Below are 22119 nucleotides of genomic sequence, written 5' to 3'. Positions count from 1 at the left end.
AGACATCGTAAACACGATGTGAACACCACCGTGCCCGCCGATTAACGGAATCTGTGAACCCGCAAGAAGACGGCCGAACACCTCCGTCGAGTGGTACCGCTATTCGTGCCGAACCGTCAGGAATTCGCTGACCGCGCGACGCGGCGTCGGCGCGGGCTCCGGTTCGTCCCCAGGTACGGAGCCGACGCGGATCACGACCTGTGGGATACCGGGGTGGGCGAGCATTCCCGCGATGGCCTTTCGCACCTCGGGCAATTCGGTGATGTGGGTCAGCGCGCAGCTCGCCAAGCCGGCCGACGTGCATTCCAGCAGGACGGCCGAGAGCGCCTCGCCCGTGTGCAGCCAGGCCGCGACGGAGTCGCCCGGCGAGCTGAGCACCAGCAGTCCCGCGTGATCGTCGAGAGCGCCGCGCCGCTCCGAATGCGGGGCGGTCGGAAACGCACGTCCGACGCCGACGCGAGCGGATTCGGCATCGGAGACCAGGGCCTCGCGCGGCACGCCCTCCGTATCGCCGGAATGACCTGCCCACCAGTGCAATTCGGTCTGATAATCCAGGTCGTATCGGCGGGTCGCGGTCGCTTGCTCGGACGCCGCCGCCAGCGCGGTCCTTGCGCTCTCGTCGAGGATGTCGAGTTCCACGTCATGGGGCGTCACCAGCATCCGCGCGATGTGCACGAGCTGCGGCCAGCCCGCTGGCGCGGCCATCGGCAGCCGGTCGGTGCGTCGCCGTTCGATGGCATCGGCGCGGGTCAATACGCCGCTCGGCGGATCCGGCCACGGCCGGAGCTCGACCACCGCGAGATAACCGGCGCGTTCGGAGTCGGGCAGACGCGTGGTATCGGTGTGCCAACCCTGTGCGGCCAAGGCGGTGCGCACATGGTGCAGCATCGCACCGCAGCTGATCACCAACTGCCGGCCCATCGGGTCCGCCGAGGTCAGTAACCGGTCGTCGTCGCGGTAGAGGTGCAGCCGGGCACCGTCGAACACCCAGTGCCACGGCTGGGTGTTGTGCACCGACGGTGCCCGGCTGGCCAGGCGCATGGCCGCCAGCACCGTCGATTCGTCCGGTACGGAACTAAGGCTGTCGGTCATACCTATCAAGTATCGTCGCAGGATGCCCGGGGCGAAATGGCCTTACGCCGCTTCTGTGCGGCCCATGGTCACCGGCGGTTATGCGCGCAGCACGACGATGCCGGGGGTCGAGCGCACGTAGTCGGCGAAGGGGGAGTCGACCACCTTGTCATTGTCGGCAAGGGAGGAGGCGTTGCGGAAGACCGGGCCGGTCGGGGTCATCACGAAGATGCCGACGTGGGTGACGTCCAGGCCGGGCTGGTCGGCGTAGGCGCCGATGTAGTCGCCGGTGCGGAGTTGGCCGATGACCTTGTCGTCCACGGCCGAGCTGGGAATGTAGGTGATATCGCGGTCGACGACCGGCAGCCCGGGGAGATAGTTTCCGCCATCGGCGCGTGCGTTGAGGTGCTTCCCGATCGTCACCGCGGCGGGACTCAGCGTCGCGGTGATATCGGTGGCGGCGATGCGCGCGGTATGCGACCAATCGCTGAAGAAGTGTTTGCGCTGCCCGAACTCGACGCGGCCGTCGGTGTAGCGGGTCTCGATCAGATTCGCCACGAATTGGTCCCGGTCGGTCGACCGGCTGAGCGCTTCGACATAGTCCAGATAGGTGAAGCAATCCACCCGCCGCAGGTCGATGACCAGCTGTTCGGGCTGACTCGCCGAGCCGACGAGCATATCCGCGCCGTACGGCGTGCCGAGGAGACGACTCGACAGCAGGTCGATCAACTCACCCTTGCGCGCACCCGGCGATGCGGCCCGCAATGCCAGCAACTCATCGATCTTCCGCGCGGTGACGTCATCGATGGCCGTGGTCGGGGTGCCGACCGCCGTGGGCAGTGTCGTCATGGAAATACCGACGAGCGCCAGCACGACGAGCAGTACGCGGGCGATGGTGCGCAAGAGGCCTCCAGCAGGGTGAACGGTCTGCTGCAACGGTAGTCCGGACGCCGGGAAAAACCGGACTCGAACTCGAAAATGCCACGGCCTCTTGATGATCCCGCTGTGGCTTCCGTCGCGAGTCGTACATTCCGAGTCGAACAGTTTGGTCACGGTCCTGTCTCGATGTTGCCATTTCGTTATCTCAGACCGGCCTCGGGCGGCTTGTCTCGCCTGCAGGAGCGGCATGGTTGCGGTCGTACAGATGCACGTGCGTGACCAGGCGTGCTGCGGGCCGCCCTCAGCGCGCCGATTCCGAGCGGATGTGGCAGGCTCACTCATCGAGGCCGGGGTGCAGAGATTTCGACTCGCACAACGGTCGGTGCGACCACGGGAGACCCCAGCTACGGCTGGGGTCTCCGTGCGTGGCGGGCCGCGGCGTCGTCGAGCGGTAGAGTCCGTTCCGACCACATCCGCCGGAGGAGGACGATGGCGAGGCCAGCCCATTCGCTCAGCCAGGACTCGATCGACGATGTCACCGACGCCCTGATGATGTCCTCGCGCCTGCTGGTCGCCATTTCGGCGCGCTCGATCGCGCACGTCGACGACACGATCACCCTGCCGCAGTTCCGAACCCTGGTGATTCTGGCGACCCAGGGCCCGGTGAAGCTGACTACCCTCGCGCACCAATTGGACGTACAACCCTCGACCGCGACCCGGATGGTCGAACGTCTGCTGGTGGCCGAACTCATTACCCGGCAACCGAATCCGCAGACCCGGCGTGAGCTGATCATCGATTTGAGTCCGCGCGGACGCGAGGTCGTCGCCGAGGTGACCGCCCGGCGGCGCACCGAGATCGCCCGCGTCGTGGCGAATATGCCTGCCGCGCAACGACACGGACTGGTGGCCGCGCTCAACGCGTTCACCGAGGCCGGCGGCGAATTCAACCCCGCCGACGGCGCCCAGACCTATCCGCTGTAGCTAGGCGACACCGACCAACTCGCGGTGCGGCTGCTCGGGTGGTTGCGGTTGCTCGGGTGCGGGCACCGGGTCGCGCCGGCGGCGGCGCGGATATCCCCACTGCAACATGGCGAGTCCGGCCAGCCCCGCCAGCGCGGTCGCGATGCCGATCTTCCAGCCCGGTGGCCGCCAGGTCAGGATCAACTCGCCGTTGTCGGTGCCCGCCGGAATGTCGATGGCGATGAAGGTGCCCGCCACGGTCCCGAGCGGAATTTCGTTGCCGTTCAGACTCACTCGATAACCGGGCCAGGCGAGCCGGGCGAATACGATTCGACCGCCGTTCGGTGCGTGCACCCGGACCCGGCTGGTGATGCTGTCACGGGATTCCGTACTGGCCGACATGCCCGCGGTATCGGCGATCAGGCCATTGCGGGTCGAAATCGGGCCGTCGAGGCGCTCGAGCACCCAGATATAACGTTCGTGCCCGGGATAGTCGACCCACCGCCAGCCCGGCGGTGCTGGCTGGTTGCCGGCGTCGGGGTACTGGGCACGCTGCAGGACGACCCGATCCACCTTCATCAAATCGACAATGCTTCGGCCCGTTGTGGATTCGGTGGCGAAGGCGCGGCGGAACGCGTCCGGGCAGGTGCTGCCGTCCCAGCCCATGCACAGCAGCGCGCTGAACGTGGCATAGCCGATCGGTGTGTACGCGTTGACGTAGTCCAGCCGCAGATTCTTGGCATAGTTGCCGAATGCGAGCGAGCCGTACGCGTCGGCGAGGTTGCGCTCCTCCGGTCGCACCAGCGCGCGATCGGCCAATTGCAGTGTGACACCGTCGAAATGGGGGAATGCCGCCTTCATATCCGAACGCCGCACCGGGAAGTTGTAGGACATCGGGGTGGGTGGCGCACCGCGCACCTGCGAGTAGGCGATCGGGAACATAGCGACGATCATCAGCACGCAGGCCGCGGCGGTGCCGCGGGTGCGCCCGAGCCGCAGCACCGCCGCACCCAGCGTGGCGACGACGTCTACCGATAGGAGGTGCCAGGGGAGCTTGTGCGGATCCGCCGAGAAGGAGCGGATGAACAGCAGTCCGATCAACACCGTGGCCGCGGCCGTGCGGCGGCGTGATCGGGTGAATGTGCCATGGCGACTGAGCAATACGCACACCAGCACGAGCAGGGCGAGTGCGACCATCGGCAGCACGCGCGCGGGCCAGCGCAACGGTCCGATCCGGCCTGGTCCCGCGGTCCACATCAGCACCGCCGCCGCGAAGATGCCGACCCCGGTGAGTTCACGAGCCGACCGGACCGCCGCGCGCCAATCGATGAATGCCAATGCCGGAATCAGGAACCACGCGATGTAGACCATCGGTAGCGGCTGTATCCAGCCCCACCATCCGGTGAACGCGGGCGTAGTGCTCGGCAGGCTCGCGTTCAGCGACTCCGACCAGGGCACCGTCAGGAACGGGTCATTGAGGACACGTTCATTGCCGCGCCAGGTGACCGGGGAGGAGAGCATGCCGGGCAGGTACGTCTCCAGCCCGACCAGACCCGCGCATCCGGCGACCAGCAGCAACCGCACGGTCGGCGCCCATCGCCGCTGGTATACGAACTCGCCCACCGCGATCGCGGCGATCAGCAATGCCGATTCGACTGCGGGAAAGACATATTGGACCGAGATCGCCAGATACAGGAAGACGAAGGTCGGAATCGGTCCGCTACGACCCCGCACGTAGTGGACCGCCGAGGCCCAGGCCTGCACCAGCCACGCGGTGCCGGTCAGCGAGGTCGCCCAACTCGCCTCGTCGAAGAACAGGAACCAGCCGCTCAGCGGGAAGGCCACACCGGCGACCGCGGCCCACGGAGCCTTCGCACCATAGGCCGAGCAGATCCGGAAAACCCCGAGCGCGGCGATGATCGAGAACACCAGCTTCACGATGGTGACGAATACGGCGAGGTTATCCGCCGACGGGGCGATCAGATCGATGAGCAGTTGCGGCGGGTTGTACAGCCCCGCCTCCTCCATCGAGTAGTTGCCCGACATCCACTCCCATGGCACCAGCGCCGGGAACCGCCCCTCCCGTAGCTGCCGCCCCAGCATCACCCACATCGCGCCGTACTGGGCTTCGGTGTCATCGGTATAGAAATGCCTCGGATTGCCCAGCAGCACCGCCGCATACCCCACGACCACGCCGAACGCGGTCCACGCCGCCCATCGAAATCGTTCCGCGCGCACGTCTTCCGTCACACCTGCGACCACGAATCCGAGACCCTACCCGATATGCGCATGGTGCAACAGTTGCTGTGTGCACATATATGCGGGGTGGGTCGAAGCGGGCTTTGTTGGTGCTCCGGCAATGATCCGGTTTCCGGGTCGTACCAGCGGTAGGCCTGCGGTGGGAGATGGCGGTGCGGTGTGTGACCAGTCGGCTCGGAAGCTCGGCTGCGCCTGAATCTCGACCGTCTGCCGCCGACGTCCGTCGTCACGAGTTGCGACGGGCAGAATCCGCAACTTCCCATCACCGAGAAGAACAGCCGAGTTATGTTGCGGCGCAAATAAAAAGGAAGTCGCACCTCTCAAAAAAATTATGAAGTTCTTTGGATAACGAATTCTTTACGCACGGCCACATCGGGTGGCCGCGACACCTATGCTCGGAGCCTTCACTAGTGATCAACGTTGCGACACATGAAGAAACGGATAGCCGGATGACCGCCAGGACCGACCTCGAACACGAACTACGCGGACCGCTGGCGGCAACCTCGTTCCTCACCGAACAAGAAGCCGCCGACCTGCTGGCGATGTTCCGCGCGGCCAAGCAACTCGAGACGGCCGCACTGATCGAGGCCGTCGATGAGATGGTCGGCGCCCTGCCCCGGCCGTTTCGCGCGGTCACGAAGAAGATCATGTTCGGGAGTCGGCTCGGCTGATGAGTGATCTGGTAACCGGTGCCCAGATCGTCCTGCTGTCACGGACTTTGCACGCCCCCGTGGAGCGACTGGCGCATCTGGAGCGGTTGGGCAGCGAGAATCTGCACCAACTCCAGGAACGGCTGGCTGGGCTGATCTTCGACCAGCACAACGAAACCTTCGAGCGGATCAGCAAACTGGTGCCGATCATTCCGCTGCGCATCTCGATGCCCTTGGTGCAGCGCCTTGTGCCACCGATGATGACGGGGCGGGCCGCGGGCGCGGTCGGCGTCGACCACCCGAAGAAGGCGGCCGAAACCGTTGCCATGCTCGCGCCCGCGTATGTGGCCGACTGTGCGCCGTATATGGATCCGCGAACCGTCGGCCAACTCGCCGACGTGGCGCCGGCCGAACCCATCGTGCGCATCCTCAACGAAATGCTGGCCCGCAAGGACTACATCACCGCCGGACCATTCCTCGATGCCTTTGCCACACCGCAATTGGTCGTGGCCATCGAACAGGGCGTGCTCGATGACGAGGGCCTGATCTTCTCCGCCGCCTATGCCTATTCCGTGGGTGGCGTGAGCGCCATCCTGCGCCAACTGCTGGCCGGGCCGCGGCAGCGGGTGCCGCGGATGCTGCATACCGTGCTCATCGGATCGACGGGCCTGCAGTTGGCCGCGCTGGCGGCGTTCGCGCGCTGCGACCCGGATCTGATCGCCGCGGTCGGCGACGTGCTGTTCGGCATCGGATCGGTCGAACTGATCGGCAATCTCGTCGCGAACTATCTCCGGGCCGGCGCGGCGCCGGAGTTGTTGACGTTCATCGGGCACCTGAGCCCGTGGGCCCTGGGTACTCTGGCCGCGAATCCGATAATGGCCAACGATGCGGCGCTGGCCGGAATCATCGGCGGCCTAGAGGGCCGCATCGAATCCGAGCTGTGGCGTGGACTGTTCAACCTGATCGAACACTCCCACGCCGGAATCCAGCACCGCGCGGTGGCCCTGCTGGCGCAGTTGAGCGACGCGATGGTCGCGGCATTGCCCGGTATCGCCACCGACGCCCACTTCTGGCCGCTGCTGCTGAGCCTGATCGCGGCCACCGACGTCGATGTCCGCGCCCGATTCGTAACGATGTGGTCCGCCTTGCCCCCGGAACGCCGCATCGATCTGGAACACCGCATCAGCGAACTCGGGCTGGACCTGCGCCTGGCCCCGATCGCCACGCCATCGACGCTATCGGTCGACGAGGTCTTCTACCGGCGACGTCAGATGCGCCGCCGGTACGACGCCGCGCCGAGCTGGGAGTGACGAACCCGGTACGAATTATGGAATAGTCCATAATTCGTACCGGGATGCCAGCAGAAAGCGGGAGACCATGACCGAGCCGACCGTATTGACCGAGCGCGCCGGGCACGTTCTGACGATCACACTGAACCGGCCGGACAAGCTCAATGCCTTCGACTTCCCGATGCTGCGCGCGCTGGCCGAGGCGTACACCGAACTCGCGCGCGATAAGGATCTGCGGGTCGGCGTGCTGCGGGCGAACGGCCGCTACTTCACCAGCGGTCTCGATCTCGGCGCACTGCTGCCGAAGCTGCCCAGGGAGGTGCTGTCCCAGCTCAACCCGCTCCCGTTCGAGCTGGTCCAGGGGCTGGTGCCCAAGGGCGGGGTCGACCCGTGGGGTGTGACCACCCCGCTGTGCCCCAAACCGGTGGTGACCGCCGTCGAGGGCCGCTGCTTCACCCTCGGCATCGAACTGCTGCTGGCGGCCAGCATCAATGTCGCCGATACCGCCGCCACCTTCACCCAATACGAGGTCAGCCGCGGGCTGTTCCCCTTCGGCGGCGGCACCGTGCGCTGGCCGCTGGCCGTCGGCACCCACAATGCCAACCGCTGGACCCTCACCGGCGATGACTTCCCCGCCGCCGAGGCGCACCGCATCGGCCTGATCCAAGAACTCACCGACCCCGGAGAAGCCGTCGCGAAGGCGCACGAAATCGCCGAAACGATCGCTCGCCAAGCGCCTTTGGGCGTCCAAACCGTCCTGCGCAACGGCCGCCTCGCCCAGGCGAAGGGCACCGCCAAGGCCCTCGCCAAGGTCCGCATGGAATTCGCGCGCATCCTGCTGACCAAGGACGTCCGCCGCGGCTTCGAAGCCTTCAAAAACCGCGAACAGGCCGACTTCCAGGGAAACTGACCGCGACCGTGGCCCGACCTGCGGCATGGGGCCGATCGGGTCAGTGACTGACGAAATCCGTTGTGTCTCTGACCGATCCCGCCGGGCCTACCGACAGCCGCTGTTTTCCGGCGTTCAATTCGACCACGCCGCGCGCATCGCGACGATCGAAAAGCCTGGAAGGTAAAGCAAATGACCGAGTTCGTGACGTTCGAGGACGGGCGCCTGGCCTGTGATGTCGTCGGTGACGGGCCGCTGGTGGTGCTCTCGCACGGCATGGGCACTTCGCGGCACGACTATCGCCATCTCGTACCGCTGCTGGCCGCGGCGGGCTTCCGGGTCGTGAACGCCGACCTGCGCGGACACGGCGAATCCAGTCTCGGCTGGCCGTCGGTGACCGGCAAGGCGGCCATCAGCCGCACCGATGTCGCCGGTGACCTGCTCAGTGTGATCCGGTATTTCGGCGGGCCCGCGGTGCTCGTCGGGCACTCCTTTTCCGGCGGCGCGGCGACCATCGCCGCGGCCGAGGCGCCGGAACTGGTCGCCGCGGTCATCGAGATCAACCCGTTCACCAAGACCCAGCACCTCGATGTGGGCGCCCTGCTCACCGTGCCGCGATACCGGCGCGGGATGGTGCGGTTGCTGGGCACGCTGCTGCTCGGGTCGCCGAGATTGTGGCGCAGGTACCTCGATTTCGCGTATCCGACCAAGCCCCACGATTACAGTGACTACCTCGAAAGGTTGATGCGGACGCTGCGCGAACCCGGCCGGTGGGGTGAATTCGTGAAGGCCAGCAAGACCAGGCCGGCCGACGCCGAGGCGGCGCTGCCCGGCGTCCACCGTCCCGCGCTGGTGATCATGGGCGCCGCCGATTCGGATTATGCGGACCCGAAGGCCGAGGCGATGGCGATCGTCGCGGCGATGCCCATGGGGATCGGCAAGGTCGCCCTCGTCGAGGACGGCGGGCACTATCCGCACGCTCAGTTCGCCGACCGAGTCGCCGAACTCATCATTCCCTTCCTGCGCAAGCACAGCGCCGGTCTACTCGAGCCGGTCCGGCAAGCGGGGTGATCGGCTGGCGCATTGCCGAGACAGTGATGGGTGCATGCGGCGAAGATAGGGACGTGTCGACGACTCGCACGATTGTCCTCGTGGTCTACGACGGCATCCAGCTGATCGAATTGGCCGGTCCCATGGACATTTTCGGTGCCGCGAACGCCGTTATCGGAGCGCCGGTCTACCGCATGGTGACGGCATCGCCGCGGGCCGGCGCCATCTCGGTGGAGGGCGGCGTAACGATGAATATCGAACACTCCCTGCCCGAGATCGCCTGCGGCACAGACGAGATCGACACGATGATCGTCATCGGCGGTAACGGCGCCTTCGCCTCCTCGGTTTCGGCCGACGTTGTTCGCGAGCTTCCGGCCATCGCCCGGCGGTCGCGCCGGGTGGCAGCGGTATGCGCCGGTTCGCTGCTGCTGGCCGCGGCCGGGCTGCTCGACGGCTATCACGCGACAACGCATTGGGGTTCGTGTGGCGTGCTGGCCGAGCGTTTCCCGCGGGTGATCGTCGAGCCGGACCGGATCTACGTCAACGACCGAAACAGGTGGACCTCGGCCGGGGTCACCGCCAGTATCGATCTCGCGCTGGCCCTGGTCGAGGAGGATCACGGCAGCGAAGTGGCCCAGCTCATCGCCCGCTGGTTCGTCGTATTCACCCGAAGGCCGGGGGGCCAAGCGCAATTCAGCGCTCAACTGCGTGCGCAACCGGCTCGCACCCCGGCGATCCGGGCCGTACAGCAGTGGCTGCCCGACCATTTGGACGAAGACCTGAGTGTGGCCGCGCTGGCATCGCGGGCCGGACTGAGCGAGCGCGCCTTCGCACGCGCCTTCCGCACCGAAACCGGTAGCACTCCGGCCGCTTTCGTGGAGAACCTGCGTGTGGAGGCGGCCCGCCGCCTACTGGAGACGACCGATATGACCGTCGCCGCCATCGCGAAGGCGGTCGGCTATAAACACGGTGAAACACTGCACCGCGTCTTCGCTCGCCAACTGTCGACCACCCCGGATCGCTACCGGCAGCATTTCGCGATCAGCCATTCGGTCACGGACACAGATCATTTCAGCTCCCGGGAAAGCCGGGCGGCAGCGGCTGGAAGTCGGCCTTGAACTTCGGGCCCGGTGGCAGGCCGCGCAGCACGGCGCTGGTCCAGACGACGGCCGGCGGCCAGCCGGTGACGGCATTGACGATGTGTTCCGGGACGGGGACGGTGTAGAAGCGCAGGTCCGCGCCACGCTCCCAATAGGATCGGACGGTCGGCAGCACCACCGAGGGCGGGATGAGTTCATCCCACAGGCCGTGCCACCACAGGATCGGCGTATCCGGAACGTATTTGCCGAGACTGTTGTCCTGCAGGACCTGTAGCACGCCCGGCGCGGACTCGAGCGATTTGCCGGGCTGGAAGTAGGCGCTGATCGGCCGGTAGACACCCGTGAGCGCAATGGTCGCGTAACAACGACTTTGGACATCCGCGACGATCTGGCGGCCCTCGGCGGTCAGCAGCTCGGCGGGATCGAAGATATCCGGATATTCGCGGGCGAGGCTCGCGAAGCCGAGCCACATGGTGAAGTTGCTGGCGCCGGTCAGTCCGGGCTCCGGCGCGATCGCGTACTTCGCCTCGGCCGCCAAGTCACCGGGCGTGCCACCGATGGTAGTACCGAGCAGCCGCACATCGGGTGCGTAGGAGGCGCGCAGCTCCGCCGCGCGAATGGAACCCGAACCGCCGCCGGAATATCCGTAGAGCGCGATACCGGAATCGGTGAGTCCCAACGCCGGATCGTTCTTCATCGCGCGCAGGCTGTCGAGGACCATCTTGCCCTCGGCGTAGGTGTTGAAGGTGTTGAACTTGCCGTCGAAGTCCGGCACGTTGATCGCGAAACCCTGTGCCAGCCAATAGATCACCAGCGCCGACTCCTTCATGGTGCCGGTCTGCAGGGTGTGCGATGGATTGCATGCCGAATCGGTCGAGTCGATCGCCTCCTGGAACGACAGCACCGGCCGCGGGCTGCCCTGCCACGGAATGCCAGGCACGACAACGGTTGTCGCGGTCACGATCGGGTTGTCGTGCACGTCGTTCGAACGGAACAGCAACTGTTCGGTATACACCGGGAACGGGATGCCGAGCACGCGTGTCTGCACCTCCCGGCTGCGCACGATCTGCCCGGGCTGATAGGAGGCGAGATCCGCGGGATCGTCGTACCACGGGTCCTGATCCGGTGACGGGATCGGCAACAGGTCGTAGATCTGCGGCTCGGTCGGCAGCTGTGGTAGCTGATTCTGATCCGGCGGGAAATTCGGCGGGAACGCCGGATCGGCCGCCGCGACACCGGTAACCGCCAGCGCCATATACGCCGACACCGCCACTGCCGCGAGTCGTCGCCGAGATCGCCTCATCACATCCTCCGAATCTCCGTTGATCCGCCAGTCGATCATCCGGTTCCGCTTTGCTGGATTCAGCTCACCGCAATCGACGGCGCGAGACCATTGGCAGGATGCAGAGCCTGGACCTCGGATTTTGTGCACATGCACAGCGCCGCGATCAACGCGCCAGCTAGGATTCAGAGCGTGCTCGAAGTCGAACCGCAGCCGGTATCCGAGCCCGACGAGGGCGTGAGCATCGCCGAAGCCGCTCGTCGCACCGGGGTCAGCGCGCACACTTTGCGCTACTACGAACGCGCGGGCCTGGTCATCACCTCCGTCGAACGCACCATCGGTGGGCGACGGCGCTATCGGCAGATGGACCTGACCTGGATTACCGTCTGCACCAGACTCCGGGCCACCGGTATGCCCATCAAGACCATCCGGCGCTATGCCCAACTGGTCTCCGCCGGGTCCGGCAACGAGCAGCAACGGCTCGCCCTCATGGCGGCGCACCGCGCCGATGTCGCCGCCAAAATCGCTGAGCTGCAAGAAAATCTGGAACTCATCGACCATAAGATCGACGTCTACCGCGGCCGTCTGGCGGCCGGTGACGCCGACCAGCTGTGGGCGCCGCACAACATATCCGCGCAGGGCCCGCGATGACGGCCCGCAGGGTGCCGCGACCGCGCGAGCTCGCGCCATTGGTCAAATTCGAACGGCCGTTCGCCGGTAAGCTACGCAAACTCGAACGTGCCCAGACGATTTGGGATCTGCGCGCGATGGCCCGCAAACGCACGCCGAAGGTCGCCTTCGACTACACCGACGGTGCGGCCGATGCCGAGATCAGTCTGAACCGCGCCCGAGAAGCGTTCTCCGACATCGAGTTCCATCCTACCGTCCTGCGCGATGTGGCCGCGACCGACACCAGCGCGACCGTGCTCGGCAAGACCGTCCAACTGCCGTTCGGCATCGCGCCCACCGGATTCACCAGGATGATGCACACCGCGGGGGAGTCGGCGGGGGCCCGCGCGGCCGAACGCGCTGGCATACCGTTCACGCTCTCGACCATGGGCACCACCGCCATCGAAGATATCGCGACGGCCACCGGACCCAACGCGCGCAACTGGTTTCAGCTCTACATGTGGACCGATCGCGACCGATCCCTCGCCCTCGTCGAACGTGCCGCGGCAGCCGGATTCGAGACCCTCGTCGTCACCGTCGACGTGCCCGTCGCGGGCGCCCGGCTGCGCGACGTGCGCAACGGCATGACCGTGCCGCCCTCGATCACCCTCGGCGCGGCCATCGATGCCGTGCGTAAACCCGCGTGGTGGTGGGACTTCCTGACCACCGAACCGCTGGCCTTCGCCTCACTCGACCGCTGGTCCGGCACGGTGGCCGAACTGCTCGACACCATGTTCGACCCCACCGTCGGATTCGACGACGTGACCTTCATCCGCCAGCACTGGCCCGGCCGGATCCTGGTCAAGGGCGTGCAGACCGTCGAGGACGCGCAACGTCTGGCCGCGCTGGGCACCGACGGCATCGTCTTGTCGAATCACGGTGGGCGCCAACTGGATCGAGCCCCGGTGCCGCTGCACCTACTGCCCACCGTGGTGCGCGAAGTCGGCGCGGATATCGAAATCCACCTCGACACCGGCATCATGCACGGCGCCGATATCGTCGCCGCGCTGGCCCTCGGCGCCGGGTTCACGCTCATCGGCCGCGCCTACCTCTACGGCCTGATGGCGGGCGGCGAGCCCGGTGTCGATCGCGCCATCGATATCCTGCGCACCCAGATCGTTCGAACCATGAAGCTGCTCGGCGTGCGGAGCATCGACGAACTCGAACCGCGACACGTCCGGTTACTCGAACGCTATCGACCGCTCGGCTGAGACTCATTGAAGTACAACCGATTTCGCATGGCGGCGATCCAGGGTACCCAGCTGAACAGTAGATGAAACGTTGTTGAATGTGCCGTTAAATAACGGTACATTGCTCGCGACATGACTACCCGCACTGGAAGGCCGGGTCATGATCGCAGGTCGGGGACCAGTAGAACTTTCGACGTTCACGGATGCACTGCACGCCGAGGATGTCGGTTATCGCAGATCGCTGCGCGCACGCCAGGTGCAGATGATCGCGATCGGCGGGGTCATCGGTACCGGGCTATTTCTCGGGGCAGGCGGGCGTCTCGCCGGGGCCGGTCCCGGATTGTTCCTGGTCTACGCGGTGTGCGGCGTATTCGTATTCTTCATCCTGCGCGCACTCGGCGAGCTGGTGCTGCATCGGCCCTCCTCCGGATCGTTCGTCTCCTACGCCCGCGAGTTCTACGGGGAGAAGCTGGCCTTCGCCGTCGGATGGACCTACTTCTTCCACTGGTGCATGACCGGGATCGTCGATATCACCGCGATCGCCGCCTATTTCCGCTACTGGGGAGCGTTCGAAGTCGTCCCGCAGTGGGTGATCGCACTCCTTGCCCTGCTCGTGGTCGTGAGCACCAATCTGATATCGGTGCGCTGGTTCGGCGAACTCGAGTTCTGGGTCGCGCTGATCAAAGTCGCTGCGCTGGTCGGCTTTCTGATTGTCGGCACGGTTTTCCTGGCCGGCCGCTTCACCATTCGGGGCGCGCCGACCGGTGTCGACGTGATCACGCAGCACGGCGGATTGTTCCCGACCGGTCTGCTGCCATTGGTCACGGTCACGACGGGCGTTGTATTCGCCTATGCCGCAGTCGAACTGATCGGCATCGCGGCGGGTGAGGCGGAACGTCCGGAGACGATCATGCCGCGGTCGATCAACTCCGTCATCGCGCGCATCGCACTGTTCTACGTCGGATCGCTGGTACTGCTCGGGCTGCTGCTGCCCTACACGCTCTTCCGGCCGGGGGAGAGTCCGTTCGTCACCTTCTTCGCGAGAATCGGTGTGCCAGCGGCCGGTTCGATCATGAATCTGATCGTGCTGACGGCCGCCTTCTCCAGTCTCAATGCCGGGCTGTACTCGACGGGCCGGATTCTGCGGTCGATGTCGATGAACGGCAGCGCACCCGCCGCGGCCGCGCGGATGTCGCGCTCCGGCGTGCCGTATGTCGGCATCCTCGCCACCGGCGCGATCGCACTGATCGGGGTCGGTCTCGATGCGGTGTTGCCGGAGAAGGCATTCGAGATCGTGCTGAACGTATCGGCATTGGGCACCATCGTGTCGTGGACCGCGGTCCTGCTCTGTCACCTGCGCCTGTGGCAGCAGTGGCGCCTCGGACTGGCGTGGCGTCCGCAGTCCCGGTTGCCCGGCACTCCCTATACGACGGTGGCGTCGCTGCTCTTCCTCGCGGCCGTAGTCGTCCTGATGGCCTGCACCGGCGACATGATCCAGCGCGCCGCGGTGATCGCGATGTTGGTGGGCTTGGCCCCGGCCCTGATCGGCGGCTGGTTCCTGGCCCGACGAAAAGTATTACGAATAGCGAAGATTCGCGAATACCACACCGCCCAGTTCCCGGTGGTGGCCGAACGCCCGCACCCGGGCCCCTCCATCGAACCGATCGTGATCATCGAGCAGCCGACGACCCGACACCCGAACGCGGGGAATTCCTGAGTCCATGTACAGAGTCGTGGCGGGCCGAAAAGCCGCAGGTGCGTGCTCCGGCCCTGCGCGACAACCGGATACTGCGTTGCTCAGTCGACAAGTGCGCCGCCGGACAGATTGGCGATTGCTCCCGTCATGGCTCCAGCTCGATCCGAAGCCAGGAACGCGGCCGTCTCTGCTACTTCGGACAGCGTTGGCAGCCTTTTCAGAAGCGTCCCCTGCGCCATCGCCCCGCCTTCGAGCAATTCCTGGACCGACTGCCCGGCCGCTGCCGCGATTTGCTCGAAGAGGTCCTTGGTATAGGAACCCGCTGCCGGCGCATCGACGACAGCGTGTGGACGGATGCCGATGACCCGGATGTTGTTGGGTGCCAGCTCCGCGGCCAGAACCCGCGAGAAGGCCTCCTTGCCGGCCGCGCTCACGCTGTGCCCCAAGATGCCGCCCACTGCCAGTTTGGAACCCGGCTCGGACAACGTCAGGATGACGCCAGGACGCTCGCGACCCATGTGCCGTGCCACCGCCTTGCTCGTGATGAACAGCGTCCGCAGAAAGCCATCGATCGGCCGCATGAACTCCTCCAGCGAGAGGTCCGCCAGCGGAGTCCCCTGGTCGTGCATGACACTTACGGCGTTGAGGGCGATGTCGATGCTGCCCGCCGTCGCCGCGATCGCATCGGCGTGCTTTTCGACCGCCTGTTGATCGAAAACGTCGACTTGTGCGGTCTCGACTGTTGCGCCCGTCGCGGCGATATCACGCGCCACGGCGTCGAGCTTCGCCTGCGTCCGCCCGGCGATGAATACCCTTGCGCCTTCCCGGGCGAATACTCGCGCGATAGCGCCGCCGATAGCGCCCCCGCCTCCATAGATCACAGCGTTCTTATCCTCGAGCAGCGATCCACTCATATCCGATCAGACTCCTTTCATTACGTGCTACGTCGACAGCGCGCCGACATCGGTCGAGGACGTCGCCAGAGATCTCTTCCAGCAACCTGTCGGTCAGCCGTGGTGCTGACGCTGGATCTGTTCTGCGATGCGCTTGATGCGGTTCAGGCGCGAATCCCAGGTCTTGCCGACTTCATTCAGTTGTCGGACCGCGCGCGAGAGCTGCGCCTCATCGACTTCATAGCGCCGCTCGCGGCCGATCGGCGTCGCATGCACGAGGCCGGCGCGGTCGAGGACGCCCAGGTGTTTGGTGACCGCCTGGCGCGAAATCGGGAGACGATCGCTCAGGCTGGTCGGCGTACCGACACCTTCGGCGAGCAGCAGGTCGAGCAGGCGGCGCCTGATCGGGTCGCCGATCGCCGACCAGAGCTCGTCGTCGATGGCGACGGTCATCGCGCCACCACGGAAGGCGCGTAAGTCCGCAGTCTGGGCAGGAACATGTCCCAGCCGCGCTCGTGGTCGTGAAAGGCCTCCTCGAGCACCGCGGCTTCCCACCCCTTCTCCCGCCAGCCGGTCTCGGTCAGGCGCAGAATCGTGCCGTCACCGGAGGGCTCTAGCTCGAAGGTGACCAGCAGAGAGTTGTCCGCATCGGGCCGCTGACCATCAGGGGCGACCCATCGGAACGCGAACTTGCGGGGCGGATCCACCTCGACCACCGTGATCGCGGCAACCTCGGCGCGGTCGCCGAACACCAGCTCGCCGACTTCGCCCGGCACCGGCTCGAACGACGCGTCATCGGACCACCACATCTTGATGTGCTCGGGACGACTCACCACATCGAAAACGATCTCCGGTGTCGCGTCGATGCGGATCTCGCGCTCCAGTTTTCCGAACTCCACTCCAGACCTCCAATAGGCAACCATCTGTTGCGCATTACTCTGCCACGAGCATCGGAAACGCGCAACATCTTGTTGCGCAACCGTGTGCATCGCGGGCGCTGTCATGTGCGACCGGAGGCCGATACGGTTCGTTGCGTTGCCTGGTCGCGCCCCTTCCATGCACAACCACCATCCGATGGTGTGCGGCATCAACTGAAACCGGATCGAATCGACCCCGGATTCCGATGCCGGTGGTCGCTCATCGGGCCACCCTGCGGTCGCGACCGAGACGAAAGCTCAACGCGCTCTTAACTTTTCGCAGCGCACTGTTCACTGATCGGAGGGCGGTCGTTCACGCCGCGCCGTTAGCGTACGTGGGTCGTTTCCGGGGACTGTCGAGCAGCCCCGAGGATTACCCGCTTCGACGCTCATCCTCCCCTTGCCGCGCCCGTATATGGGTGCGCGGAAACGAATCAGGTTGTGGTGGTGAACAACTGGAGATCGGATCACTGGGATCCGGCCCGCTGGCGACTGCCTGCGGTGGTGTGGCGCTGCCGTGCGTGGGTCCGCGCGACCCGGCGACGGCGCTGGACGGTATCGGTCCTGCTCGGCGTCTTCGCGCTGTTCGTCTTTCCTGGTCTGCTGGGCACCGCGGACGCGGCGGCGGCCGAAGCCGGCACCCGGACGGCCGGATCGTCGGTGGGCAGTGCACTCGGCTGGACCCATGTCACCGATTCGTCGGGGGTCGAGGCGGCCAGCTACGTATTCGCCACCGACCACGGCGGCGTGCTGAATCCGGGTGATACGGCGATATCGCTGGTGCTCGGTCTGGAGTTCGCGGGCTGGAAAATCATTGTGATCACCGCGATCTGGCTGATCGGCTACGCCTTGAGCTTCCAGTGGCTGAATATCTTCGCCAAGGCGCTGCTCGGTGTGGCGCACAGCCTGACCGGGCAGATCGCGACGCCGATAATGCTGGTGACCGCGGCGACGATCGGCGCGTTCTGTGTCGCCTGGTTCGTCGTGCGCGGGTTCTACGTCAAGGCATATCTGCAAGCGGTGACGATGCTCATGGTCGGCCTGCTCGGTCCGGTATTCCTCGCCGAACCGCTGGCCGATGTGCTCTCGTCGGACGGTTTGCTGGCACAGGGCCGCGATCTCGGCATTTCCGTCGCGGCCGGGTTGAACGGCGACAATGGCGTCGACCCGTCCCGGATGGTCGCGACCATGCAGGGCACCTTGACCGACAATTTCGCCCGTCGCCCATTACAGGTGTGGAACTTCGGGCACGTGGTCGACGACCAGTCGGCGTGCCGCGCCGCGTGGTCGTCGGGCGTCGCGGCCCGCAGCGAGGACCGGGTCAAACGGGGGATCGGCGGTTGCGGAGACAGCGCCGCCCGGGAAGCGATGGACAATCCGAATTTCGAACAGATCGGGACCGGCCTGTTATTGCTGCTGGCCGGGGCGATCCTGCTCGCCTTCGGGGCCGTGCTGGCGATCAAGGTGATCCGGGCGGCACTCGACACGATCTACCACGGCTTGATGTCGATCTTCGGCTTCGCCGCTGGCGGGTTCGTATACGGGCCGACGCAGACGTTTCTGATCCGCAATATCGTCGACGGCTTCGTCGCCGCCGCGCGCATGACGGCCTACACCATCTTTCTCGGCGTGTACGTCCTGATCTTGCGGGACCTCTTCACGCTCGCTGGCGATGAGGTCATGGTGGTGTTCATCATCGGTGCGATTGTCGAGATCGTAGCGATCTTCCAGCTCAAACGGCTCAGCGCCGGACTGGACCGCGGCAACGAGTGGATCGCGAATCGGTTCGCGCTGGCCGTTCAGGGAAGTGGCGCACGGAGTTCGGGCGGCGCGAGTGCGCTGGGTATGGGAACGGCCGGGGCGCGGCATTCCCTCCCGCGTTCGAGTCTGCTGCCGATGCTCGCCGCGGTCAGTACCGTCAGCAATTCGCCGGCGACCGAATGGTTGTTCGGCCGGACCCGCACGCCGCTGCGGCCGTTCGCCCGCATGGAGCGGGCGTCGCAGTTGGGGCAGTGGGGATTCTGGAGCGCACCGGGAGTCGGTGGCCCCGAGGGCTCATACGCCCAGTCGTATATGCACCGGCCGATATTCGCGAGGGCTGCCAGGGAGGCCGCGATCGCGGCACCGGGCGGCGGCATCAACACCGTCCGAGGCGCGGCCGCGGCGCTGCAGGGTTTGGACGATATCGGCGGAAAGATGGCCGATGCACCGGCCGCGCTGATCGCCGCCGGATTCACCGACCAGGACATCATCTTCAACGCGATTCGCTCGTGGTCGATCGTCGATGGCAACTCCAAGGACTGGACGCTCGCCAACAACCATCTCGGCCACGTGGTCGCCGCGGTCCAACGCGTCCAGGACTCCTCGCTTCGCCTCATCGCCGGCGGGAGTGATCCCGGTGAAGTCGCGGCGGATCTCGCCACTTTGCAGGCCGCCGCGTTCCGGTACCGGCGCTCGGTCCCCGCCGGCGTCACCCTCGATGAGGGCCGCCCCAACGGGCTGGAGGAGCAATTCGTCAGGAACTACTTGAACGCGCCTACGGCGGAGGTGGTCCAGGATCTCCAACGAGTGGCCAGTGGTGGCACCGCAACGGGCGCACTGGTCGGTACCCGATTCGAACAGGATCAGCTCGCCGCCCAGCGCATGATGGGGGCGATCGGAAGCAGGCAAGCGGACCGTGTCCTGGACAGTGTCAACGAGGTATTGCTCGATCCGACGAACCAACAGCTGCTCCGAGTGGCCCGTGGCCACATCTCCGATACGACCGTCACCGATCAAGCATTGAGCGGAGCCAGGCGAACAACGACGAACACCCCGACGCCCCCGGCTCCGAACAGTCCGCCGCGGCCGGGTTGGGCTCCGCCGATGCGCGATGTCCGCCGTCGGCTGAACTAGGTTCGGCGCGGCTGGTCGGCAGCGCGCCCGACCAGTCGCCGCACCGGCCAGATGTCGACTTCCCAGTCTCGGGAGTTTTGCGACCTGGGTGAAAATTGACTGTGCCACTGTTCGTCCTCGGGGCGGTGGAACTCGGAATGTGGTTACAGGTCAGCACACCCGGCATCACCTGACCGCGGTACGACGAGCAGGAGAGCGCGGTGAGTCAGCGATCGCGAATCGACCTCGGCGAACTGCGCACGATGGTCACCAGTCTCGAACACCTCATCCTCGAGGCCACTAGAGCGGTCACCGACCTGAAGGCCGTCATCGCCTCGGCGGAAGCGCATTCCGACAGCTCCCCGAACCCCGCCCCCTTGATCACGGCCGAAATTCCGGCCACCGCGGCACCGCGACCACCGCAGCTCGAAACCTCCGCGCGCAAGCCCCGGCCAACCCCATGGTCCCGTCGAGAATCGCAGACCCCATGGACACAACGCACCATCCGCGCACACCCACAGACGTCCACCACATCACCCCGACTGCCCATACCCGTTGCCCCAAAAGCCGACCCACCCGTCGCGCCACCGTCACCGGTAGTCCATCAGCCAGCGCAAACCACCGTGATCCCCCCGGGTGGCAACGCAATTGGACCGTCAGCGAGTCGTCCGCCGAGCGTCGCGGAATCGGCACCGCGTCCCCCGCTGGTCGATGTCGCGGGACCAGCAACGGCTCGCTCGAGGAGCGATGTCGCGGGACCGGCAGCTCGTCCGCTGAGCGATATCACCGCACCGGGATCGGTTCGTCGACAGTCCGTGCCGGGACCCGCGACGGTCATCCCGAATCCTGACAACGCCCAGCGAGAGTCGCCGTCGTCGAAGTCTGTCCCTTCCGGTCTGGAACCCACTGCGATCCGCCCGGCCGCCGATACGGGACCGGCAGCGGGTCGTCCGCCGGGCACTGTCGCGGGATCAGCAGCGGGTCGTTCGTTGAGTGATGTTGCGGGGCCAGAGGTGGGTCGTCCGTCGGGCGATGTTGCGGGGTCAGCAGCAGGTCCTGCGTCGGGCGATGTCGCTGGGCCAGAGGTGGATCGTGCGCTGGGTACTGTCGCGGGGTCAGCAGCGGGTCGTTCGTTGAGTGATGTTGCGGGGCCAGAGGTGGGTCGTCTGTCGGGCGACGTCGCGGGGCCAGCTCCGCTGAGCGATATCGCTGGATCGGCAGTTGCTCGTGCGCTGGGCGATGTTGCTGAACCGGGGGTGCTACGTCCGCAGGTCTACGTACCCGGACCTGCGGCGGTCGGCCCGAATCCTGACAACGTCCAGCGAGACTCGCGGCGATCGCAATCCTTTGCCCCCGCTCCAGAATCCACTGCGATCCCCGGGTGTGGTGACGCTACTGGACCGGCAGTGGGTCGTGCGCTGGGTGATGTTGTGGGGCCAGCAGTGGGTCGTGCGCTGGGTGGTGATGCTGGCCCGGCAGTGGGTGGTTCGCTGGGTGATGTTGCGGGACCAGCGGCGGCTCGTCCGCTAAGCGATCTTGCCGGACTTGGGATGGGTCGTCCGCTGGGCGAGGTCGCCGGGCCGGGGGTTCGTCGGCAGCCCGAGGTGCCGGGATCTGCGGTGGTCGGTCCGAATCCTGACGGTGCACGGGGAGAGTCGCTGCCGTCCTTTGCCTGTGCTGCGAGGATGCCGCGTCCGCAGGCTGAGGTTCGGGAGGGCGAGGGGGTGCAGGTAACTGTGGACGGCGAAGTTGTGCGTTCGCCGACGTATGCCATCGATCCTGCGGCGCATACGATCGCCGCGGAGATGGCGGTTCGGCATGATCTGGAGATCGCCGGATTCGACGTGGCGGGCGTCGATACCTATGCCGTGCGGGAGATCGCCGCGGCCATTGACGACATGCTCACCAGGTACCCGATTGCGTTGCGCGGCATCGAGATCACCGATTCGGATGGTGACGCGTCCGCGCGGGCTGTGTGCGGGCCGTCCTCGCAGGCGCCGCGATCGGAGTCCCGGGCGATCTGGATGGTTCTCCATGGGCCCACATTGGCGAGGCTGGTCCCGCAGACCGGCAATGCGCCACCGCGAAAGTGGCTGCGCAGACGTCGATCCGCCGATCGCCCGGTGTACGCGGCGGTCGTTCGCCAATTCGGCTGTGCCCTCGAAATCGCGGGCGACTTCCGTGCGCGCCAGGAGGCGCAACGCAGGTTGATCAACGAATCCCTGCGTGGCAGCAGCGATCTCGCTTACAGTCCGCTGGACCCGGGCCCCGCGTTGATCGATGCTTTCACCGAAGTCGCACTGCACGGCGATCGCGCGGGCGAGCTGGCAAAAGCATTGCACGACATCCTGGTAAAGATGGCGGGAGCCGAAACCACCGACCTTTCGGCATAACCGGCGCCCCGCACCGTCCAGCTTCGCCCGAAGCCACCAACCTAATTTCGGCGAATCC

At 66.0% G+C, this 22119-nt stretch carries 19 protein-coding genes; 12 read left to right on the top strand and 7 right to left on the bottom strand.

The annotated features are described in order from the left end of the window. Positions 1–99: 99 nt before the first annotated feature. Positions 100–1092: an Acg family FMN-binding oxidoreductase gene (locus ACHQ4I_RS42535; protein ID WP_420777617.1), complete on the bottom strand. Its 993-nt coding sequence runs from the start codon at positions 1090–1092 to the stop codon at positions 100–102. 78 nt (positions 1093–1170) lie between these two features. After that, positions 1171–1920: an N-acetylmuramoyl-L-alanine amidase-like domain-containing protein gene (locus tag ACHQ4I_RS42530; RefSeq protein ID WP_476445424.1), complete on the bottom strand. Its 750-nt coding sequence runs from the start codon at positions 1918–1920 to the stop codon at positions 1171–1173. 519 nt (positions 1921–2439) lie between these two features. Here ACHQ4I_RS42530 and ACHQ4I_RS42525 point away from each other — a divergent pair. After that, entirely contained in the window at positions 2440–2931 is a 492-nt protein-coding gene (locus ACHQ4I_RS42525) for a MarR family winged helix-turn-helix transcriptional regulator (protein WP_420777615.1), read from the top strand. On the opposite strand, the gene ACHQ4I_RS42520 is transcribed toward ACHQ4I_RS42525, so the two are convergent. Then, entirely contained in the window at positions 2932–5160 is a 2229-nt protein-coding gene (locus ACHQ4I_RS42520; RefSeq protein ID WP_420777614.1) for a hypothetical protein, read from the bottom strand. Between the two features lie 458 nt (positions 5161–5618). On the opposite strand from ACHQ4I_RS42520, the gene ACHQ4I_RS42515 reads away from it, so the two are divergent. The 5 genes from ACHQ4I_RS42515 to ACHQ4I_RS42495 all read left to right on the top strand — a co-directional run bounded on the left by ACHQ4I_RS42515 (position 5619) and on the right by ACHQ4I_RS42495 (position 10165). Beyond that, positions 5619–5840 carry a hypothetical protein gene (locus tag ACHQ4I_RS42515; RefSeq protein ID WP_420777613.1) on the top strand — a complete coding sequence of 74 codons (222 nt, stop codon included), beginning with the start codon at positions 5619–5621 and terminating at the stop codon, positions 5838–5840. Continuing rightward, entirely contained in the window at positions 5840–7129 is a 1290-nt protein-coding gene (locus ACHQ4I_RS42510; protein WP_420777612.1) for a hypothetical protein, read from the top strand. The genes ACHQ4I_RS42515 and ACHQ4I_RS42510 overlap by 1 nt, the downstream gene beginning before the upstream one ends. Before the next feature lie 67 nt (positions 7130–7196). Then, positions 7197–8018, top strand: coding sequence for a crotonase/enoyl-CoA hydratase family protein (locus ACHQ4I_RS42505; protein WP_420777611.1), 822 nt, complete (start codon positions 7197–7199; stop codon positions 8016–8018). A gap of 171 nt (positions 8019–8189) precedes the next feature. Then, complete coding sequence (locus tag ACHQ4I_RS42500) at positions 8190–9068, top strand: alpha/beta fold hydrolase (RefSeq protein ID WP_420777610.1); 879 nt, start codon at positions 8190–8192, stop codon at positions 9066–9068. Between the two features lie 53 nt (positions 9069–9121). Next, entirely contained in the window at positions 9122–10165 is a 1044-nt protein-coding gene (locus tag ACHQ4I_RS42495; RefSeq protein ID WP_420777609.1) for a GlxA family transcriptional regulator, read from the top strand. On the opposite strand, the gene ACHQ4I_RS42490 is transcribed toward ACHQ4I_RS42495, so the two are convergent. After that, positions 10119–11450 carry a lipase family protein gene (locus ACHQ4I_RS42490; RefSeq protein WP_420777608.1) on the bottom strand — a complete coding sequence of 444 codons (1332 nt, stop codon included), beginning with the start codon at positions 11448–11450 and terminating at the stop codon, positions 10119–10121. The two genes, ACHQ4I_RS42495 and ACHQ4I_RS42490, sit on opposite strands and share 47 nt — an antisense overlap. A gap of 171 nt (positions 11451–11621) precedes the next feature. Here ACHQ4I_RS42490 and ACHQ4I_RS42485 point away from each other — a divergent pair, with 171 nt between their 5' ends. The 3 genes from ACHQ4I_RS42485 (at position 11622) to ACHQ4I_RS42475 (ending at position 15005) form a co-directional block, all read left to right on the top strand. Further along, a complete protein-coding gene (locus ACHQ4I_RS42485) occupies positions 11622–12080 on the top strand; it encodes a MerR family transcriptional regulator (protein ID WP_420777607.1) in 459 nt (152 codons plus the stop codon). After that, a complete protein-coding gene (locus ACHQ4I_RS42480; RefSeq protein WP_420777606.1) occupies positions 12077–13309 on the top strand; it encodes an alpha-hydroxy acid oxidase in 1233 nt (410 codons plus the stop codon). The genes ACHQ4I_RS42485 and ACHQ4I_RS42480 overlap by 4 nt, the downstream gene beginning before the upstream one ends. A 139-nt stretch (positions 13310–13448) precedes the next feature. Beyond that, positions 13449–15005 (top strand): amino acid permease, encoded by a 1557-nt coding sequence (locus ACHQ4I_RS42475; protein ID WP_420777605.1) that lies wholly within the window; start codon positions 13449–13451, stop codon positions 15003–15005. A gap of 80 nt (positions 15006–15085) precedes the next feature. Here the strand turns inward: ACHQ4I_RS42475 and ACHQ4I_RS42470 are convergent, their stop codons facing one another. The 3 genes from ACHQ4I_RS42470 to ACHQ4I_RS42460 form a co-directional block, all read right to left on the bottom strand. Continuing rightward, positions 15086–15898: an SDR family NAD(P)-dependent oxidoreductase gene (locus ACHQ4I_RS42470; protein WP_420777604.1), complete on the bottom strand. Its 813-nt coding sequence runs from the start codon at positions 15896–15898 to the stop codon at positions 15086–15088. A 93-nt stretch (positions 15899–15991) separates the two neighbouring features. Continuing rightward, entirely contained in the window at positions 15992–16330 is a 339-nt protein-coding gene (locus ACHQ4I_RS42465) for an ArsR/SmtB family transcription factor (protein WP_420777603.1), read from the bottom strand. Next, positions 16327–16776 (bottom strand): SRPBCC domain-containing protein, encoded by a 450-nt coding sequence (locus ACHQ4I_RS42460; RefSeq protein ID WP_420777602.1) that lies wholly within the window; start codon positions 16774–16776, stop codon positions 16327–16329. Before ACHQ4I_RS42460 ends, ACHQ4I_RS42465 begins: the two co-directional genes overlap by 4 nt. Positions 16777–17241: 465 nt before the next feature. On the opposite strand from ACHQ4I_RS42460, the gene ACHQ4I_RS42455 reads away from it, so the two are divergent. The 3 genes from ACHQ4I_RS42455 to ACHQ4I_RS42445 all read left to right on the top strand — a co-directional run bounded on the left by ACHQ4I_RS42455 (position 17242) and on the right by ACHQ4I_RS42445 (position 22061). Further along, complete coding sequence (locus ACHQ4I_RS42455; protein ID WP_420777601.1) at positions 17242–19689, top strand: hypothetical protein; 2448 nt, start codon at positions 17242–17244, stop codon at positions 19687–19689. A gap of 1362 nt (positions 19690–21051) precedes the next feature. Beyond that, positions 21052–21198, top strand: coding sequence for a hypothetical protein (locus tag ACHQ4I_RS42450; RefSeq protein WP_420777600.1), 147 nt, complete (start codon positions 21052–21054; stop codon positions 21196–21198). A 206-nt stretch (positions 21199–21404) separates the two neighbouring features. Then, the gene (locus ACHQ4I_RS42445) at positions 21405–22061 is read left to right on the top strand and encodes a hypothetical protein (protein ID WP_420777599.1); all 657 of its coding nucleotides are present in this window, start codon (positions 21405–21407) and stop codon (positions 22059–22061) included. Positions 22062–22119 lie beyond the last annotated feature (58 nt).

Origin of the sequence: Nocardia nepalensis, assembly GCF_048910785.1 — a bacterium.
GTDB classification, from domain to species: Bacteria; Actinomycetota; Actinomycetes; order Mycobacteriales; family Mycobacteriaceae; genus Nocardia; species Nocardia nepalensis.
The sequence above is the reverse complement of the archived record's forward strand: the minus strand, read 5'-3'. Positions and strand labels throughout refer to the sequence as shown.

Bases quoted from the DNA above. Each gene is read 5' to 3' on its own strand.
- ACHQ4I_RS42535 (WP_420777617.1), bottom strand. From the start codon at position 1,092: ATGACCGACAGCCTTAGTTCCGTACCGGACGAATCGACGGTGCTGGCG.
- ACHQ4I_RS42530 (WP_476445424.1), bottom strand. From the start codon at position 1,920: ATGACGACACTGCCCACGGCGGTCGGCACCCCGACCACGGCCATCGAT.
- ACHQ4I_RS42525 (WP_420777615.1), top strand. From the start codon at position 2,440: ATGGCGAGGCCAGCCCATTCGCTCAGCCAGGACTCGATCGACGATGTC.
- ACHQ4I_RS42515 (WP_420777613.1), top strand. From the start codon at position 5,619: ATGACCGCCAGGACCGACCTCGAACACGAACTACGCGGACCGCTGGCG.
- ACHQ4I_RS42510 (WP_420777612.1), top strand. From the start codon at position 5,840: ATGAGTGATCTGGTAACCGGTGCCCAGATCGTCCTGCTGTCACGGACT.
- ACHQ4I_RS42505 (WP_420777611.1), top strand. From the start codon at position 7,197: ATGACCGAGCCGACCGTATTGACCGAGCGCGCCGGGCACGTTCTGACG.
- ACHQ4I_RS42500 (WP_420777610.1), top strand. From the start codon at position 8,190: ATGACCGAGTTCGTGACGTTCGAGGACGGGCGCCTGGCCTGTGATGTC.
- ACHQ4I_RS42490 (WP_420777608.1), bottom strand. From the start codon at position 11,450: ATGAGGCGATCTCGGCGACGACTCGCGGCAGTGGCGGTGTCGGCGTAT.
- ACHQ4I_RS42480 (WP_420777606.1), top strand. From the start codon at position 12,077: ATGACGGCCCGCAGGGTGCCGCGACCGCGCGAGCTCGCGCCATTGGTC.
- ACHQ4I_RS42475 (WP_420777605.1), top strand. From the start codon at position 13,449: ATGATCGCAGGTCGGGGACCAGTAGAACTTTCGACGTTCACGGATGCA.
- ACHQ4I_RS42470 (WP_420777604.1), bottom strand. From the start codon at position 15,898: ATGAGTGGATCGCTGCTCGAGGATAAGAACGCTGTGATCTATGGAGGC.
- ACHQ4I_RS42465 (WP_420777603.1), bottom strand. From the start codon at position 16,330: ATGACCGTCGCCATCGACGACGAGCTCTGGTCGGCGATCGGCGACCCG.